This is a genomic window from Curtobacterium sp. MCSS17_016, from assembly GCF_003234255.2.
In the GTDB taxonomy this organism is placed as follows: Bacteria; Actinomycetota; Actinomycetes; order Actinomycetales; family Microbacteriaceae; genus Curtobacterium; species Curtobacterium flaccumfaciens.
The window spans coordinates 3,693,062-3,708,744 of sequence record NZ_CP126254.1 but is presented as its reverse complement, the minus strand read 5'-3'; the positions used below and the strand labels follow the sequence as shown (position 1 = coordinate 3,708,744).

The 15,683-nt window shown below is 70.6% G+C and carries 15 protein-coding genes; 9 read left to right on the top strand and 6 right to left on the bottom strand.

The genetic code is table 11. From position 1 onward, the window contains the following. Positions 1–28: 28 nt before the first annotated feature. The 3 genes from DEJ19_RS17475 to DEJ19_RS17465 are packed head-to-tail and all read right to left on the bottom strand — an operon-like array spanning position 29 to position 2,444. On the bottom strand, positions 29–967 hold the full coding sequence (locus DEJ19_RS17475) for an aldo/keto reductase (protein WP_111023351.1): 939 nt from the start codon (positions 965–967) through the stop codon (positions 29–31). Positions 968–1,018: 51 nt separating this feature from the next. After that, on the bottom strand, positions 1,019–1,639 hold the full coding sequence (locus DEJ19_RS17470) for a CG0192-related protein (RefSeq protein WP_111232608.1): 621 nt from the start codon (positions 1,637–1,639) through the stop codon (positions 1,019–1,021). A gap of 49 nt (positions 1,640–1,688) precedes the next feature. Beyond that, complete coding sequence (locus DEJ19_RS17465; protein ID WP_111232609.1) at positions 1,689–2,444, bottom strand: SDR family NAD(P)-dependent oxidoreductase; 756 nt, start codon at positions 2,442–2,444, stop codon at positions 1,689–1,691. Positions 2,445–2,478: 34 nt separating this feature from the next. Here DEJ19_RS17465 and DEJ19_RS17460 point away from each other — a divergent pair, with 34 nt between their 5' ends. Beyond that, complete coding sequence (locus tag DEJ19_RS17460; RefSeq protein ID WP_111094051.1) at positions 2,479–3,291, top strand: putative RNA methyltransferase; 813 nt, start codon at positions 2,479–2,481, stop codon at positions 3,289–3,291. A gap of 110 nt (positions 3,292–3,401) precedes the next feature. After that, positions 3,402–3,941 carry a hypothetical protein gene (locus tag DEJ19_RS17455; RefSeq protein ID WP_110863276.1) on the top strand — a complete coding sequence of 180 codons (540 nt, stop codon included), beginning with the start codon at positions 3,402–3,404 and terminating at the stop codon, positions 3,939–3,941. Between the two features lie 286 nt (positions 3,942–4,227). On the opposite strand, the gene DEJ19_RS17450 is transcribed toward DEJ19_RS17455, so the two are convergent. Then, positions 4,228–4,647: a VOC family protein gene (locus DEJ19_RS17450; protein WP_111232610.1), complete on the bottom strand. Its 420-nt coding sequence runs from the start codon at positions 4,645–4,647 to the stop codon at positions 4,228–4,230. A gap of 62 nt (positions 4,648–4,709) precedes the next feature. Between DEJ19_RS17450 and DEJ19_RS17445 the strand changes: the two genes are divergently transcribed. Further along, complete coding sequence (locus DEJ19_RS17445; protein ID WP_111232611.1) at positions 4,710–5,666, top strand: helix-turn-helix transcriptional regulator; 957 nt, start codon at positions 4,710–4,712, stop codon at positions 5,664–5,666. On the opposite strand, the gene DEJ19_RS17440 is transcribed toward DEJ19_RS17445, so the two are convergent. Continuing rightward, complete coding sequence (locus DEJ19_RS17440; RefSeq protein WP_111232612.1) at positions 5,667–6,650, bottom strand: Abi family protein; 984 nt, start codon at positions 6,648–6,650, stop codon at positions 5,667–5,669. It lies immediately after the preceding gene. A 344-nt stretch (positions 6,651–6,994) separates the two neighbouring features. On the opposite strand from DEJ19_RS17440, the gene DEJ19_RS17435 reads away from it, so the two are divergent. From DEJ19_RS17435 to kdpC, 4 genes are read left to right on the top strand one after another with little or no spacing between them, the layout of a single operon-like run. Then, positions 6,995–7,084: a potassium-transporting ATPase subunit F gene (locus tag DEJ19_RS17435; protein ID WP_017887940.1), complete on the top strand. Its 90-nt coding sequence runs from the start codon at positions 6,995–6,997 to the stop codon at positions 7,082–7,084. Further along, positions 7,084–8,766: a potassium-transporting ATPase subunit KdpA gene (kdpA, locus tag DEJ19_RS17430; protein WP_071406221.1), complete on the top strand. Its 1,683-nt coding sequence runs from the start codon at positions 7,084–7,086 to the stop codon at positions 8,764–8,766. Before DEJ19_RS17435 ends, kdpA begins: the two co-directional genes overlap by 1 nt. Continuing rightward, the gene (gene kdpB, locus DEJ19_RS17425) at positions 8,763–10,862 is read left to right on the top strand and encodes a potassium-transporting ATPase subunit KdpB (protein ID WP_111045868.1); all 2,100 of its coding nucleotides are present in this window, start codon (positions 8,763–8,765) and stop codon (positions 10,860–10,862) included. The genes kdpA and kdpB overlap by 4 nt, the downstream gene beginning before the upstream one ends. 2 nt (positions 10,863–10,864) lie before the next feature. Further along, the gene (gene kdpC, locus DEJ19_RS17420) at positions 10,865–11,464 is read left to right on the top strand and encodes a K(+)-transporting ATPase subunit C (RefSeq protein WP_111232613.1); all 600 of its coding nucleotides are present in this window, start codon (positions 10,865–10,867) and stop codon (positions 11,462–11,464) included. Between the two features lie 8 nt (positions 11,465–11,472). Here the strand turns inward: kdpC and DEJ19_RS17415 are convergent, their stop codons facing one another. Further along, positions 11,473–12,243 (bottom strand): Abi family protein, encoded by a 771-nt coding sequence (locus DEJ19_RS17415; RefSeq protein WP_111232614.1) that lies wholly within the window; start codon positions 12,241–12,243, stop codon positions 11,473–11,475. A gap of 236 nt (positions 12,244–12,479) precedes the next feature. Here DEJ19_RS17415 and DEJ19_RS17410 point away from each other — a divergent pair, with 236 nt between their 5' ends. Then, positions 12,480–14,972 carry an ATP-binding protein gene (locus tag DEJ19_RS17410; protein WP_111056540.1) on the top strand — a complete coding sequence of 831 codons (2,493 nt, stop codon included), beginning with the start codon at positions 12,480–12,482 and terminating at the stop codon, positions 14,970–14,972. Continuing rightward, entirely contained in the window at positions 14,969–15,652 is a 684-nt protein-coding gene (locus DEJ19_RS17405) for a response regulator (RefSeq protein WP_111232615.1), read from the top strand. The genes DEJ19_RS17410 and DEJ19_RS17405 overlap by 4 nt, the downstream gene beginning before the upstream one ends. Positions 15,653–15,683: the final 31 nt, after the last annotated feature.

The following is a 15,683-nucleotide window of genomic DNA, read 5'->3' as shown; positions in this document are numbered from 1 at the left end:
CTGCCCGACCCGGCGGGGCGGTCCCGGTTCAGGGAACGGTGTGTCCGGCCGCGGTGAAGATCCGGTACCACTCCTCGCGCGACAGCTCGACGTCCGAGCCGGCTGCCGAGTCCCGCACGCGCTGCGGGTTGGTGGTGCCGAGGACGACCTGGAAGTGCGCGGGGTGGCGGGTGATCCACGCGACCGCGATGCCGGTCGGGGTGACACCGTGTGCGGCGGCGACCTCCTCGAGCACGTCGTTCAGCTCGGCGTACTGCTCACGGTCGCCCAGGAAGACGCCGTCGAAGAAGCCCTTCTGGAACGGCGACCAGGCCTGCAGCGTGATGTCGTTGATACGCGAGTAGTTGAGGATGTCGTTGTCGCGGTCCACCGACTGCTCCAGGCCGCCCATGTTCGCGGTCAGGCCCTGCGAGATCACGTTGGCGTGGGTGATGCTCAGCTGCACCTGGTTGAACGCGAGCGGCTGGCGGACGTGCTTCTTGAGCAGGTCGACCTGGCCGGGGGTGTGGTTCGAGACGCCGAAGTGGTGCACCTTGCCGGCGGCGTGCAGCTCGTCGAAGGCCTTCGCGACCTCTTCCGGCTCGACCAGGGCGTCGGGGCGGTGCAGCAGCAGGACGTCGACGTACTCGGTCTGCAGTGCCTCGAGCGACTCGTGCACGGACTCGAGGATGTGCTCGTACGAGAAGTCGAAGTACGCGCCCTTCGGCGTCGGCCGGATGCCGACCTTGGTCTGCAGCACGATCTCGGCGCGTTCCGCGGGCGTCAGCGTGACGGCGGCGCCGAACCGCTCCTCGCAGCCGTGCCACTCGCCGTAGACCGCGGCGTGGTCGAACATGTTCACGCCCGCATCGCGCGAGGCGCTGTAGAGCGAACGGATGTCCTCGTCGCTCATGTCGTTGATCCGCATCAGTCCGACGACGACGTCAGAGGCGGTGAGGTCTGTCTGTGGCAACTCCAGTGTCTTCACGCCGTCGATCCTGCCAGCCGGTCCCCGGCACAGGCAGGCCCTGCCAGTACCTCAGGCGCGTTCGGGCAGCAGGACGGCGAGCACCTCGGAGCCGTCCGTCCACGTCCCGGTCAGCGTCTCGCCCTCGGGCAGGGCCGTACCGACGACCCGAGCGACGACGATCGTGCCGTGGTCGGTCTCGATCGACGTCAGGGCGTCCGCAGTGGTCGCTCGCACCGAGGCGACACTGGGGGAGTCGGGTGCGGAGCCGCTCCCGCTGGCCCAGGCGTCCTTCGGCCGCTGTCCGGCACCGTTGGCCAACTCGAGCTCCGCTTCGTGCCCGCCGGTGGCGATCGCCCGGCGCAGGACCTCGGCATGGACCGGATCACCCACGGCGTCGTACACCCACCGTCGCCCGAGCACGGAGTGGTCCATCTCGGTGACCAGGAACGCGTCGGCACCCGGCAGTGGTGCGTCCCGGTAGGTCAGTGGCGCCTGCAGGACCCGGCCGTCGTCGGTGCGGACGAGGAGCACCTCGACGCCGACCTCGCCAGCGGGGTCGTCGAACCGGAACTGCCCGACGACCTCGAGCGGCGCTCCCGCGACGACGCCGCTCCACGCCTGGTCGGGGAGCCAGGCGGCGAGCGCCTCGGCCTTGGAGGGGCGGAGCGTTGCCTGCTCGATGACTGCCATGTCCTGACCGTACTGCCGTGCAGCACCGTGCCGTCGGCGTCCTTCGAGGTCAGTGGACGGAGAACCCGCCGTCCACCGCGATGGACTGCCCGGTGACGTAGGCCGACCCGGGCCCGGCGAGGAACACCGCCGCCGCGGCGAAGTCCGACGCCAGCCCGTTGCGGCCGACCAGCGTCCGTGCGGCGAGGGCCGCCACCGTCGCCGGGTCGGACCCGAGCCGCTCGTTGAGCGGGGTGCGCACGAAACCGGGGACGAGGACGTTGGAGGTGACCCCCTGCGCGGACCAGGCCTCTGCCTGGGACCGGGCCAGTGCCTCCAGACCGGCCTTGGAGACCCCGTACGCGCCGCTGGCGGCGAAGGGGCGGTGGGCCTGCTGCGAACTGATCGACACGATCCGCCCGTACCCACGGGCCGCCATGCCGGGTGCGAGCCGCTGCCCGAGCACGAACGGCGCGTCGAGGTTGACGGCCATGGTGGCGTCCCAGGTCGCCTCGTCGAGTTCCGGCATCGGCGGGCGCAGGTTGATCCCGGCGGAGTTCACCAGGACGTCGACGTCTCCGGCGGTGTCTGCGAGTGCGTGTGCGCCAGCGCGTGAGGACAGGTCCGCGACGATGCCGTCAGCCGAGCGGCCCGCCTGGCGGATTCCGGCGACGGAGGCGTCGATGGTCGCGGACGTCCGGGCGGCGACGAGGACGTGGGCACCCGCGTCGGCGAGTGCGGTGGCGATCGCTCGGCCGATGCCGGAGCTGCCTCCCGTCACGAGTGCGGTGCGGCCGTCGAGGCCGAAGAGCTGCTGCAGCGACATCCGGTCAGGCTACCGAGGCCCGTACGCTGGGCCGGTGCGTGACGACCTGCTGCCGATGCTCGCCTGCCCCGTGTGCGCCGAGCCCCTCGGCCGCGTCGACGACGGCCAGGTCGGCTGCCCGAACGGTCACCGGTTCGACGAGGCGAAGCAGGGCCACCTGACGCTCCTGCCCGCGAAGCGGCGCGCACTCACCGCGGACACCCCGGAGATGGTGGACGCGCGGCTGCGGTTCCTGGGGCGCGGCCACTACGCGCCGGTCGAGCGGGCGCTCGCCGCGATCGTCGCGGACGCCACCGCGCCCGGCATCGTGCTCGACGTCGGTTCGGGCCCAGGGACCTACCTGGCGCATGCGCTGCGCGCGGCGGACGGGAGGCTCGGGGTCGCGTTGGACTTGTCGGCCGTCGCGATCCGGCGCGCGGCACGCGCCCACGAGCGTGCGGGGGCCGTCGTCGGGGACGTGACCGAGCGCCTCCCGGTCGTCGACGGCGCTGCCGCCGTCCTGCTCGACGTCTTCGCGCCCCGCAACCAGACCGAGTACGCCCGCGTCCTGCACGCCGACGGCGTGCTCGCGGTGGTGACCCCGCGGGCCGGCCACCTGGCGGAACTCGCCGAGGCGACGATCAGCGTGGACCCGGAGAAGGAGCGCCGGCTGCACGACTCCCTGACGCCGTCGTTCGCGCTGCGGTCCTCCGAGGACCTGACGTGGACCATGGAGCTGTCGACGGAGGACGTCCACGACGTCGTGCACATGGGGCCGAGCCACCACCACGTCGCGGCGGACACGGTGTTCGAGCCGGCGACGGTGACGGCCGCGGTCACCGTGTCGACGTGGACGCCGACGCGCTGACGCGGCCACGCAAGCAGGTTTGTATCACGGTCTTGGCATGAAGAATCTGATGTTCTAGTGTGCTGCCAGGGGTCCCCAACGAGGGCGGCTCCGACACGGAGAGGCTGCACATGTCGAAGCGAACCAACACCTGCGCTGGAATCCTCCTGAGCGCCGCGCTGATCGCGGGCGGAGGCCTGACCGCCCCTGCTGCCAGCGCCGAACAGGCCGGTATCAAGGTCGTCGAGGCGCAGTCCGAAGCGCCGTTCGTCACCCGAGCGCTGATCGCACAGGCGATCGACGAAGCTCGCAGTGCGGGCGCGGTCAAGCGGGAAGAGACGCAGTCCGACGGCAGCCGGACCGTCATCGTCGATGGTGGCAACGGATTCGAGCTGGCGTTGAACGACACCAATCCGAACGCCCGTCTGGCCTACGGCTCGGACAACCGCGGCGCTTACATCGCCTTCAACTCGTTCGACCAGGGCGTGATCATCAGCGGTGCCGGATCACTGCTCGCCGCCGGGATCTGTGCGCTCGGTCCGGCTGCGTGCATCGTCGGGAGCGCCGCGATCATCCTGGCAAGTCAGTACATCACCTCGCACAGCAAGTGCCCCAGCCCGAAGTCCGTCCGCGTCTACCCCGTCACGAAGAAGACGAGTCGCTGCGTCTAGGAGGAGTCCCTCATGTCGAAGATCCTGAACAATCTCCCCCTCGGATCTGCGCCGCCATCGGGCTCGTGCTCATCGGGGCCGCCGTCTACGCCGGAGTCAACGGAACAACCGCGCAGTCCTGGGGCGGGATTGCCGTCGGTGCCGCTGCAGTCTCCGGGGGCGCGTGCACGGCATCAGCGATGCGGTACCGCCGCTCCCGGCGCCACGGTCGGCGGGACTGACGGCGGTGGACGGCGAATGTCCCGTTCTCACTGAAGAACGGGGCATTCGCCGTTTCGCAAGGTGGTCAGTCGCCAGCGGGGGCGACGTCGAGCTGCCAGACCACGCCGAAGCGGTCGCGCAGCTGCCCGGCCAACGGTGCCCAGGCCGAGGGTTCCAGGGGCTGCCGGACCTCGGCGCCCTCGGACAGTGCCGCCCAGTACCGCTCGATCTCGGGGGCGTCGTCGCCGTGCACGAACACGTAGAAGGCGTTCGATCCCTGGTCGTAGGGCTGCCCGGGCCAGACGTCGAAGGCCATGACGCGGAAGCCGGCGGCCGTGGAGACCTGCCCGAAGACGATGCGGTCCGCCCAGGCCGGGTCGTCCAGGGCACCCATCTGGCCGTAGGTGGCGGCGGTGACCTCGCCGCCGAAGACCGATGCGTAGAAGTCGAGCGCCGCGCGGGCGTCGCCGTCGAAGTTGAGGTGGGTTGTCGTGTCGATGCTCATGGTACGAGGATCTCGGGCGATGCGGTCAGATCATGTCCGCTTCTCGGACGAAGATGGACGCCATGGCCGGACCCTCCGCGCGGATGCTCGCGCTGCTCTCCCTGCTCCAGGTGCACCGCGACTGGCCGGGGGACGAGCTCGCCAGGCGGCTCGACGTCAGTCCGCGCACCGTCCGCCGCGACGTCGATCGGCTCCGCGGGCTCGGCTACCGGGTGGAGGCGCTCCGCGGACCGGCCGGCGGCTACCGGCTCGAGGCAGGCTCCGACCTGCCCCCGCTGCTGTTCGACGACGACCAGGCTGTGGCGATCGCCCTGGCGCTCGCCGTGGCGCCGGCATCGGGGGCGGACGTCGCCGAATCGGCGGCCCGCGCCCTGGCGACCGTCCGGCAGGTGATGCCCGCGCGGCTGCGGTCCCGGGTCGACGCGGTGCAGGCCGTGACCGCGACGAGCCGGACCACCACCGACCCGGAGGTCCTGGTGGCGGTGAGCGAGGCCGTCCACCTGCAGGAGGTCTTCCGCTTCGGGTACGGCGAGGACGAGACTCCGCACCGGGTGGAACCGCACGCCGTCGTCGCCCGGAACGGCCGCTGGTACCTGCTCGACTGGGATGCCGATCGCGACGACTGGCGCACGCACCGCATCGACCGGATCACGCCCCGGATGCGCACCCGCGTCCCCTTCACGCTACGTCCGATCCCCGGTGGCGATGCGGCCGCGTTCGTGTCCGCGCGGTTCAAGGGGTCTGCGGTCGACGACGTGTGGCCGTGCACCGGGTCGGTGACCACGACGGCGGGCGATGCGCGGCGGATCGGGCCGTACCTGCCCGAGGACGCCGTGGTCGAGCAGCTCGACGACGACCGGGCCCGCGTCACCCTCGGATCGTGGTCGTGGGACGGGCTCGCGGGCGTGGTGTCAGGACTTGCGGTCGACTTCGTCGTCGCGGGTCCGGACGAGCTCGTCGAGGCCGTGGCAGACCTCGCTGACCGGTTGCGCGCGGCCGGCACGCGTGGCCCAGCGTGATCAGTGGCGACCTCTCCAGATCGCGTGGTCCAGCCAACCGGCGCCGACACCCATCGACGAGAGATCGAGGTGTTCGTTGCTCGGGAAGGCCCCGAGGAGAGCGGCCACGCGCTCGGCCCAGTCGTGGTCGGACGGGATCGACCTGAGCAGGTAGGCCATCACCGCCAAGGTGTTGTAGACACCGAACTGCTTCGGCGCATCGGTTCCCGAGAGATGTGCGAGGAGCGGTACCGCACCGGACCTCGGCCGTTTCGGGACCACGACCAACTTCCGGTTGAACAGACGCGCATGGTGTGCTGCCACGTTCCGGACGTAGTTGACCGAGGCGAGCCAGCTCAGCATCGTCTTCTTGGTCGGGACGCCGAACTCTCCGGCGATCCGGGTGGCGACGTCGTTCCGGAGACCGCCGTACAGCCGAGCGAGGTGTCCCAGCTCGAGGATTTCGGTGAGTGCCCAGATGGGCATCCGGTCGTCGTACTTGGTGCGGAAGTGGGCAACGAACGATGCATCCGAGGAATCCTGCCGTTCGCGCACGCGCTGCAGCCAAGCAGTGTGCGGGCTGGAGCCATCGGACGCATCGGCCTGGTGTGCGGTGAACGCCTCGGTGAAGAGTGATCCGTCTTCGTGAGCGAAGGGGGCGTGCTCTCCGAGGACGTGGCCGACCTGGGTCCGAACGGCCACCTCGATCCGCTCGACACCTTCGATCACCAGGAGCCGGAAACTCCGGTCGAAGGCGATGAGTGCTTCGGCTGCGGCGAGTTCCGTCCCTGCTCGGTACCGGTCCTGGACCTCGATGTGCCGACGGCCGCCGCTGTCGAGCTCGAACGAGGATTCACGGAAGGGGTAGAGGTACCCGGTGAGGCGGTAGTAGCCGACTTCGCGCAGCACCGAACCCGCGACGCCCCGATCACCGATGCGGACTCCCTTGGAAGCCAGCTTCTCGATCTGCTCACCGATCGAGAGCCACGGCTTCACGTACTCCATGCGCCCCCCCCGAGACAAGAAAATCGGCCCGAGCCGTGAGGCGAGCGGGCCGATCGTGATGCCGAAACTCTACCAGGATCCACGTCACGGGATCGAGCGCTCTCCACAGGCGTTAGGAGCGTGCATGCGTCCGCCAGGGCGGCGTCAGGGATCCGTTAGGAGCGGCCTGGAGGCGCGGCGCAGGATCCAGCATCGGTTCGGCACCACTCGTGGTGCCGGTCCGCGTCACCCGGCGCGGACACCGCAGATCTTCTGGAGTCCCTCGTGTTCGACGTGTTCGTCGTCGCCGGTGTCCTCGCCGTGTTCGGCGTGGTGGCACTGATCGCCAAGGGGGTGGAACGGCTGTGATCGGCATCACCATCGCGGCCGCCGTCCTCGGCATCGCCGCAGTCGTGTACCTCGTCTGGGCGCTCGTGCGTCCGGAGCGCTTCTAGTGGGCGCCGCGGACGTCTGGGCGGGCATCGCCCAGGTCGCCACCCTCGTCCTGCTGCTCGTCGTCGCGTACCGCCCGCTCGGTGACTGGATGGCGAAGGTCTTCACGCCCGTCCGCCACAACCGGGTCGAGCGCGGGGTCTACCGGCTGATCGGGGTCGACCCGGACGCCGAGCAGTCCTGGCCCGTGTACCTGCGCGGCGTGCTGCTCTTCAGCGTCGCCGGGCTCCTGCTCGTCTACCTGCTGCAGCGCATCCAGGTCGTCCTGCCCGGTGACCTCGGGCTGCCCGGCGTCGGACCGTCGCTCGCGTTCAACACCGCGGCGTCGTTCGTGTCGAACACGAACTGGCAGTCGTACTCGCCCGAGGTCACCCTCGGCTACACGGTGCAGATGGCCGGCCTGGCGGTGCAGAACTTCCTGTCCGCGGCCGTCGGCCTCTCGGTCGCCGTGGCCCTGGTGCGTGGGTTCGCCCGTCGCAAGTCCGGCACGCTCGGCAACGTGTGGGTGGACATCGTGCGCGGCCTCGGCCGTCTGCTGCTGCCCGGCGCGTTCGTCTTCGCGATCGTCCTCGTCGCCGGCGGGGTCGTCCAGTCGTGGGGGAGCGGCACCGACGTCACCACGCTCATCGGTGGCACGCAGCACATCCCGGACGGGTTCGTCGCGTCGCAGGAGGCGATCAAGGAGCTCGGCACGAACGGTGGCGGCTACTTCAATGCCAACTCGGCGCACCCGTTCGAGAACCCGCAGGCGTGGACGAACCTCGTCGAGATCTTCCTGATGCTCGTGATCCCGTTCTCGCTCCCGCGCACGTTCGGGCGGCTGGTCGGCGACGACCGCCAGGGGTACGCGATCCTCGCCGTGATGGGCGCGATCTTCCTCGTGTCGCTGTCGGTCATGTCGATCGCCGAGCTCGGCGGCGGCGGTGTCGCCACACACGCCGCCGGGGCCGCGATGGAGGGCAAGGAGAGCCGCTTCGGCATCCTCGGTTCGACGCTCTTCTCGACCGCGACCACCTCGACGTCCACCGGTGCGGTCAACGCGATGCACGACAGCTACACCCCGATCGGCGGGATGATGGCGCTCGTCAACATGATGCTCGGCGAGGTCACCCCCGGCGGCGTCGGATCCGGCCTGTACGGCATGCTCGTGCTCGCCGTCATCACGGTGTTCATCGGTGGCCTGCTCGTCGGTCGCACCCCGGAGTACCTCGGCAAGAAGATCCGCGCCAAGGAGATGACCTTCGCGGCGCTGTACATCCTCGTCACGCCGACGCTCGTGCTCCTGGCCACCGGGCTCTCGCTCGTGATCCCCGGGGTCCGGGAACAGGTGCTCGGGACGTCGATCTTCAACCCCGGCAACCACGGGCTGACCGAGCTGCTCTACGCCTTCACCTCGGGTGCGAACAACAACGGCTCGGCCTTCGGCGGGCTCACCGCGAACACCACCTGGATGAACTCCTCGCTCGGCGTCGTGATGCTGCTCGGCCGCTTCGTGCCGATGGTGTTCGTCCTGGCGCTCGCCGGGTCCCTCGCCGCGCAGGACCGGGTGCCGGAGACCGCCGGCACGCTGCCCACCCACCGCCCGCTGTTCATCGGGCTGCTCGGCGGCGTCGCCGTCATCGTCACCGCACTCACCTACTTCCCGGTGCTCGCACTGGGTCCGCTCGCAGAAGGACTGTCATGACCACCCCCGTGACCACGGAGTCGGAACCGCGCACCGCCGTGGAACCGGCCACCCGCTCGTCCGCATTCGGACCCCGCCAACTGGTGGCGGGCCTCCCGGGCGCCCTGCGGAAACTCGATCCGCGACTCATGTGGCGGAACCCCGTCATGTTCATCGTCGAGGTCGGCGCGGCGCTGACGACGGTGGCCGCCGTCGTCGAGCCGTCCGCGTTCACCATCGCGATCGCCGTGTGGCTCTGGCTCACCGTCGTCTTCGCCAACCTGGCGGAGTCGGTGGCGGAGGGCCGTGGCAAGGCGCAGGCCGACACCCTGCGGAAGACCCGCTCGACCACGAGCGCCCGCCGCGTGCTCGGGTACGCGACGACCGACGCGGCCGCGACCGGCAACGAGACCGAGGAGGTCGCGTCCGTCGACCTGGCCAAGGGCGACGTGGTCGTGGTCGTCGCCGGCGAGGTCATCCCCGGCGACGGCGACGTCATCGACGGCATCGCGTCGGTCGACGAGTCGGCCGTCACCGGCGAGTCCGCACCGGTCATCCGCGAGTCCGGCGGTGACCGCAGCGCCGTCACCGGCGGCACCCGGGTGCTGTCGGACCGGATCGTGGTGCGCATCACCTCGACGCCGGGCGAGACCTTCATCGACCGGATGATCCGCCTGGTCGAGGGTGCGGCACGGCAGAAGACGCCGAACGAGATCGCGCTGAACATCCTGCTCGCCTCGTTGTCGATCGTCTTCGTGATCGTCTGCCTGACGATGCAGCCCATCGCGGGACTCGTCGGCGCGACGGTCAGCGTGCCGGTGCTCATTGCCCTGCTCGTCTGCCTCATCCCGACCACCATCGGAGCCCTGCTCTCCGCGATCGGCATCGCCGGCATGGACCGGCTCGTGCAGCACAACGTGCTGGCGATGTCGGGCCGCGCGGTCGAGGCCGCCGGCGACATCACGACGCTGCTGCTCGACAAGACCGGCACGATCACCTACGGCAACCGTCGGGCATCCCGCGTGGTGCCGGTGCCGGGCGTGAGCGAGGCTTCGCTCATGGCGGCAGCCGCGCTGTCGAGCGCCGCCGACGGGACACCGGAAGGCCGCTCGATCGTGTCGCTCGCTGCTGACGCAGGGGTGGCGCCGGCACTGCCGGACGGCGCTGTCGAGGTGCCGTTCACGGCGCAGACGCGCATGTCCGGTCTCGACCTGCCCGACGGGTCGCAGATCCGGAAGGGCGCTGCTGCGGCAGTGCTCGCCTGGGCGGACACCACCGAAGCCGGTGTGGTGTCGGCCATCGACGCGACCGTCGCGGAGATCTCCGACCAGGGCGGCACCCCGCTCGTCGTCGGCCGCCGCTCCTCCGACGGCGCGGTCGCCCTGCTCGGCGTCGTGCACCTGAAGGACGTCGTCAAGGACGGAATGGCGTCGCGGTTCGCCGAGCTCCGGTCGATGGGCATCCGCACGGTGATGATCACCGGCGACAACCCCCGCACCGCGGCCGCCATCGCCCACGAGGCCGGCGTCGACGACTTCCTCGCCGAGGCCACCCCGGAGGACAAGCTCGCCTACATCAAGCGCGAGCAGGAGGGCGGCAACCTCGTCGCCATGACCGGTGACGGCACCAACGACGCCCCGGCCCTGGCCCAGGCGGACGTCGGCGTCGCGATGAACACCGGCACGACGGCGGCGAAGGAGGCGGGCAACATGGTCGACCTCGACTCCGACCCGACCAAGCTCATCGACGTCGTCCGCATCGGCAAGCAGCTGCTCATCACCCGCGGTGCCCTGACCACCTTCTCCATCGCCAACGACGTCGCGAAGTACTTCGCGATCATCCCGGCGATGTTCCAGGCGGCGTTCCCCGGGCTCGCGGCGCTCAACATCATGGGGCTGCACAGCCCGTCGTCGGCGATCCTGTCGGCGGTCATCTTCAACGCGCTCGTCATCGTGGCGCTCATCCCGCTGTCCCTGCGTGGCGTCAAGTACCGCGCGGCCGCAGCGTCGTCGATCCTCGGCCGCAACCTGCTCGTCTACGGGCTGGGCGGCGTGGTCGTCCCCTTCATCGGCATCAAACTGATCGACCTCGTGGTCGGTCTCATCCCGGGGTTCTAGTCATGGCATCTGCACGTTCCACCTTCCGTTCCGCCGGTGTGGCCATCCGCCTCACCCTCGTCGCCACCGTCGTCCTGGGCGTCGGCTACCCGCTCGCCGTCTGGGGCGTCGGCCAGGCGGCGTTCCACGACCAGGCCAACGGTTCGATGGTCACGGACTCGTCCGGCAAGGTCGTCGGTTCCTCGTTGATCGGGCAGTCGTTCACGGGCAAGCAGGCCGACCGCTGGTTCCAGTCGCGGCCGTCCGCCGCCGGGGACGGCTACGACGCGGGGGCGTCCTCCGGCTCGAACCTCGGGCCGAACAACGCCGACCTGCTCAAGGCCGTCGAGGAGCGTCGTGCGGCGCTGGCGAAGGCCGACGGGGTCTCCGCTGCGCAGGTGCCTGCCGACGCCGTGACCGCGTCCGGTTCGGGGCTCGACCCGGACATCAGCCCCGCCTATGCGTCCCAGCAGGTGGCTCGAGTGGCCTCGGCGCGGGGGTTGCCCGTCGCAACCGTGCGGCAGCTCGTGGCGTCGCACACCGAGTCGCGGCAGCTCGGGTTCCTCGGTGAGCCCGTGGTGAACGTGCTCGCGCTGAACCTGGCGCTGACGAAGTCCTCCTGACCGTGCGGTCACCTCGCCGCCCAGCTCGGCCGTCCTCCGATGCCGTCGGTCAGATCGTCGTGCTCGTCGATCAACCGTCGAACGGCATCGGCATCGGCGTGACGGTCGCACGGGCCGACGGTCTCGGCGAGGTGTGCGAGCAGTTCGAGGGAGTGCACCGGCGTGCGCTTCGGCAGTCCCTCGAGTCGAGCGACCAGGTCCGCGGGGGAGCGGAAGGTCGGCGGCGGGATCCGGAAGCTGCGGCCCCAGAGCCGCGTGTGGTGGGCGCAGCAGTTCCGGACGTGCGTGATGTGGTGCAGGCACGGACGGAGCGTCCCCGCCGGCAGGCGGAACGCGAGGGCCACCGCATCGTGCAATCGGGGTTCCAGGGCGCCCGTCAGCCGCGAGAGTTCACCGAAGCTGAGCTCCTCGGCCAGCATCCCGAAGGGAACCTGATCGAGCGCTCGCTCTCGCCAGACCTTCTGCGTCACCGGGTCGTTTGCTCGGTTGAGTACTCCTGCTGTGCGCCGCAGCAACGAGTCGTGGTCGAACGTGTCTCGGAACGCCTTCGGGTCAAGGTGCCAGAGCTTGCCGAAACGGTGCCGTGCCGCGCGGTCGACCCGCCCGCGCAAGGCGATCTCGATCCGTTCGGTCAGTGCAAGCGCGATCGATCGGAGCTCGCTGTCGAAATCGTGCGTCCGCAGGACAGATGCGTCGGATGTGTCGAGCGCACGCACGCGCAGTGCGTGGCGAAACTGTTCGGCACGGTACTGCGACATGGGGATGCGGGCATGCGCCATGGTGCGACTCCGAGATCGAGCGAAGAACGAGGGATCTCGGGCAAGCCGGCAGCAACTACAGCGTGGGAAACGAACGTGAGCGAAAGAAAAGAGTGCCCCGCGCCGACAAGCGACACGGGGCGGTGCAGTCCCACCCGATTTGAGGAAGCCGGAGCTCGAGCCTTGGTGGGAACGGTTGTGACGAGAATATCAGTCGATCGGCTGGTCTGCAACGACGGACGCGAGAGGATGAGCACGTGAAGCGCGGGAAGCTGCGGGTCCTGCTCGGTGCGGCGCCCGGTGTCGGCAAGACCTACACGATGCTCGAAGAGGGGCGTCGGCTGCTCGACGAGGGTCGCGACGTGGTCGTCGCCGTCGTCGAGACGCACGAGCGCGCCGCCACCGCAGCACTGGTGAACGGACTCGAGGTCGTGCCCCGGCGCACCGTCTCGCACCGGGGTGTCGACCTCGACGACCTCGACCTCGACGCCGTCATCGCCCGGGCACCCGAGGTCGCGCTGGTCGACGAACTCGCGCACACGAACGCCCCGGGGAGCCCGAACGAGAAGCGCTGGCAGGACGTCGAAGCGCTGCGGGACGCCGGCATCGACGTCATCTCGACCGTCAACGTGCAGCACATGCAGTCTCTCGGCGACGTGGTCCGCGAGATCACCGGCACCGTGCAGCGCGAGACCGTCCCCGACGCCGTGGTGCGTGCGGCCGACCAGATCGAGGTCGTCGACCTGGCCCCGGCAGCGTTGCGCGAACGGCTCTCCGACGGGCTCGTCTACCCGGCGGCCCGGATCGACGCCGCGCTGTCGAACTACTTCCGCCTCGGCAACCTCACCGCACTGCGCGAGATCGCTCTGCTCTGGCTCGCCGACGAGGTCGACGACGCGCTCAAGGCCTACCGCGCCGAGCACGGCATCGAGCACCGGTGGGAGACCCGGGAGCGCGTGCTCGTCGCCCTGACCGGTGGCCCCGAGGGCGAGACCCTGCTGCGCCGCGGCGCCCGGATCGCCGCCCGCAGTGCCGGTGGGGAACTCGCCGCCGTGCACGTCACGACGAACGACGGCCTGCGCGTCCGGCACCCCGGCGCGCTCGGCAAGCAGCGGACCCTGCTCGAGCAGCTCGGTGGCACGTACCACCAGGTCGTCGGCGACGACGTGCCGAGCACGCTCGTGCGGTTCGCGCGGTCGATCGACGCCACCCAGATCGTGATCGGGGTCAGCCGCCGCAGCCGGCTCGCGGCCGCCATGACCGGTCCGGGGATCGGCAACACGGTGATCCGCGAGTCCGGCGACATCGACGTGCACGTCGTCACGCACGAGCGCGCCGGCGGCGGGATCACCCTGCCGAAGCTCGGCGGCAGCCTGTCCCGCGGCCGGGTGGTCGCCGCGTTCGTGCTGTCGGTCCTGGTCGGGCCGCTGCTCACGTGGGTGCTGTCGATCGGCAGCGATCCGGACGCCATCACGGTGGACGTGCTGGCGTACCAGCTGCTCGTCCTGGTCGTGGCGCTCGTGGGTGGGATGTGGCCGGCGGTGTTCACGGCCGTGCTGTCCGGGCTGAGTCTCGACTACTTCTTCGTGCAACCCCTCTACATGGTCACCGTCCAGCAGCCGTGGCACCTGTTCGCCCTGGTCATGTACGTGATCAGTGCGGTGCTGGTCAGCTTCGTGGTCGACCGGTCCGCCCGGCGGTCGCGCGCTGCCCGTCGGGCCTCGGCCGAGTCCGGGCTCCTGATGGGCATCGCCGGCAGTGTCCTGCGCGGCGACGACGCCCTGCAGGCACTGCTCGACCGCACACGAGAGGCGTTCGGCTTCGCCGGCGTCCGGATCCGCCAGGGTGACGAGGTGCCGGCGACCTCCGGCGAGTTCGGTGCGACGCCGGACGCGTCGACGACGCTGGCGTCCGGTGCCGTGCTCGAGTTCGCCGGTGCGCCCGACGACCCGACCCAGCGCCGGCTGCTGCGGGTCGTCGAGCAGCAGCTCGACGCCGCCGTCGAGCACCGCGAGCTGACACGCACCGCCGTCGGCGCCGAGCGCATCGCCGCCGCCGACCGGGTCCGGAGCGCGCTGCTCGCGGCCGTCGGGCACGACGTTCGCCGACCCATCGCCGCGGCCTCCGCCGCCGTGCAGACGCTGCGTGCGCCCGACATCGACCTGTCACGGGCCGACCGGGAGGCGCTGCTCGCGACCGCCGACGAGAGCCTCGGTCAGCTGGCGGTGCTGTTGGCAGACCTGTTGGACGTCAGCCGCGTGCAGGCCGGAGTCCTCGCGGTCACCCCGGCGGCGATCGCGCTCGAGACGGTGGTCGCCCCCGCACTCGACGAGCTGGAGCTCGGCCCCGACGACGTCGACCTCGACCTGCCCGCGGACCTGCCGCCGGTGCTCGCCGACCCGGTCCTGCTGCAGCGCGTCGTCGTGAACCTGCTCGCCAACGCCGCCCGGTACGCGCCGGACGGCACCCACGTCCGGGTCGCCGCGAGCGCCTTCGCCGGCGGGGTGGAACTCCGCGTGGCCGACCACGGCCCCGGCATCCCCGAGGACCGCCGCGACGAGGTGTTCCAGCCGTTCCAGCGACTCGGTGACACCGACAACGAGACCGGGCTCGGGCTCGGGCTGGCCCTGGCGCGCGGGTTCACCGAGGGCATGGGCGGGACGATCGAGGTCGACGACACCCCGGGCGGTGGGCTCACCGTCGTGGTGCGGCTGCCGATCGCCGGGCACGTGGGAGTGGAGATCCGATGAAGGTCCTGATCGCTGACGACGACGCACAGCTCGTCCGCGCCCTCTCGGTGACGCTCTCGGCGCGCGGGTACGACGTCGTCACGGCACGGGACGGGCGCGAGGCGATCGACGCCGTCATCACCGAGCGCCCGGACCTGGTGCTGCTCGACCTCGGCATGCCCCGGCTCGACGGCATCGGGGTGCTCGAGGGCGTCCGGGCTTGGTCGCAGGTACCCGTCCTCGTACTCTCCGGCCGGACCGACTCGTCCGACAAGGTCGACGCGCTCGACGCCGGTGCCGACGACTACGTGACGAAGCCGTTCCAGATGGACGAGCTCCTCGCCCGGCTGAGGGCACTCGGACGGCGGCGGGTGGTGGCGTCGGAGGAGACCCCGACGATCGCGATCGGACCGTTGCTCGTGGACCTCGTCGCGAAGCAGGTCACCCCGGCCGCGGGTCCGGCGATCCGTCTGACGCCCACCGAGTGGCGCCTGCTCGAGGTCCTGGTCACGAACCCGGACCGCCTGATGACCCGCGAGATGCTGTTGACCGAGGTCTGGGGACCGACGCACGGCAACGACTCCGGGTACCTGCGCCTCTACATGGCCCAGCTGCGGCGAAAGCTCGAGCCCGACCCCGCGCACCCGCGCTACCTGGTGACGGAGTCCGGCATGGGGTACCGCTTCGCCCCCGGAGCGTAGGGCGGACCGCCGCCGCGGACACCCTGGCGGG

What these genes read in the sequence shown, in the direction of transcription:
- DEJ19_RS17470 (WP_111232608.1), bottom strand. Translation starts at nt 1,639, where the DNA reads ATGGCAGTCATCGAGCAGGCAACGCTCCGCCCCTCCAAGGCCGAGGCG.
- DEJ19_RS17465 (WP_111232609.1), bottom strand. Translation starts at nt 2,444, where the DNA reads ATGTCGCTGCAGCAGCTCTTCGGCCTCGACGGCCGCACCGCACTCGTG.
- DEJ19_RS17455 (WP_110863276.1), top strand. Translation starts at nt 3,402, where the DNA reads ATGTCGAAGCGAACCAACACCTGCGCTGGAATCCTCCTGAGCGCCGCG.
- DEJ19_RS17450 (WP_111232610.1), bottom strand. Translation starts at nt 4,647, where the DNA reads ATGAGCATCGACACGACAACCCACCTCAACTTCGACGGCGACGCCCGC.
- DEJ19_RS17445 (WP_111232611.1), top strand. Translation starts at nt 4,710, where the DNA reads ATGGCCGGACCCTCCGCGCGGATGCTCGCGCTGCTCTCCCTGCTCCAG.
- DEJ19_RS17440 (WP_111232612.1), bottom strand. Translation starts at nt 6,650, where the DNA reads ATGGAGTACGTGAAGCCGTGGCTCTCGATCGGTGAGCAGATCGAGAAG.
- kdpB (WP_111045868.1), top strand. Translation starts at nt 8,763, where the DNA reads ATGACCACCCCCGTGACCACGGAGTCGGAACCGCGCACCGCCGTGGAA.
- kdpC (WP_111232613.1), top strand. Translation starts at nt 10,865, where the DNA reads ATGGCATCTGCACGTTCCACCTTCCGTTCCGCCGGTGTGGCCATCCGC.
- DEJ19_RS17415 (WP_111232614.1), bottom strand. Translation starts at nt 12,243, where the DNA reads ATGGCGCATGCCCGCATCCCCATGTCGCAGTACCGTGCCGAACAGTTT.
- DEJ19_RS17405 (WP_111232615.1), top strand. Translation starts at nt 14,969, where the DNA reads ATGAAGGTCCTGATCGCTGACGACGACGCACAGCTCGTCCGCGCCCTC.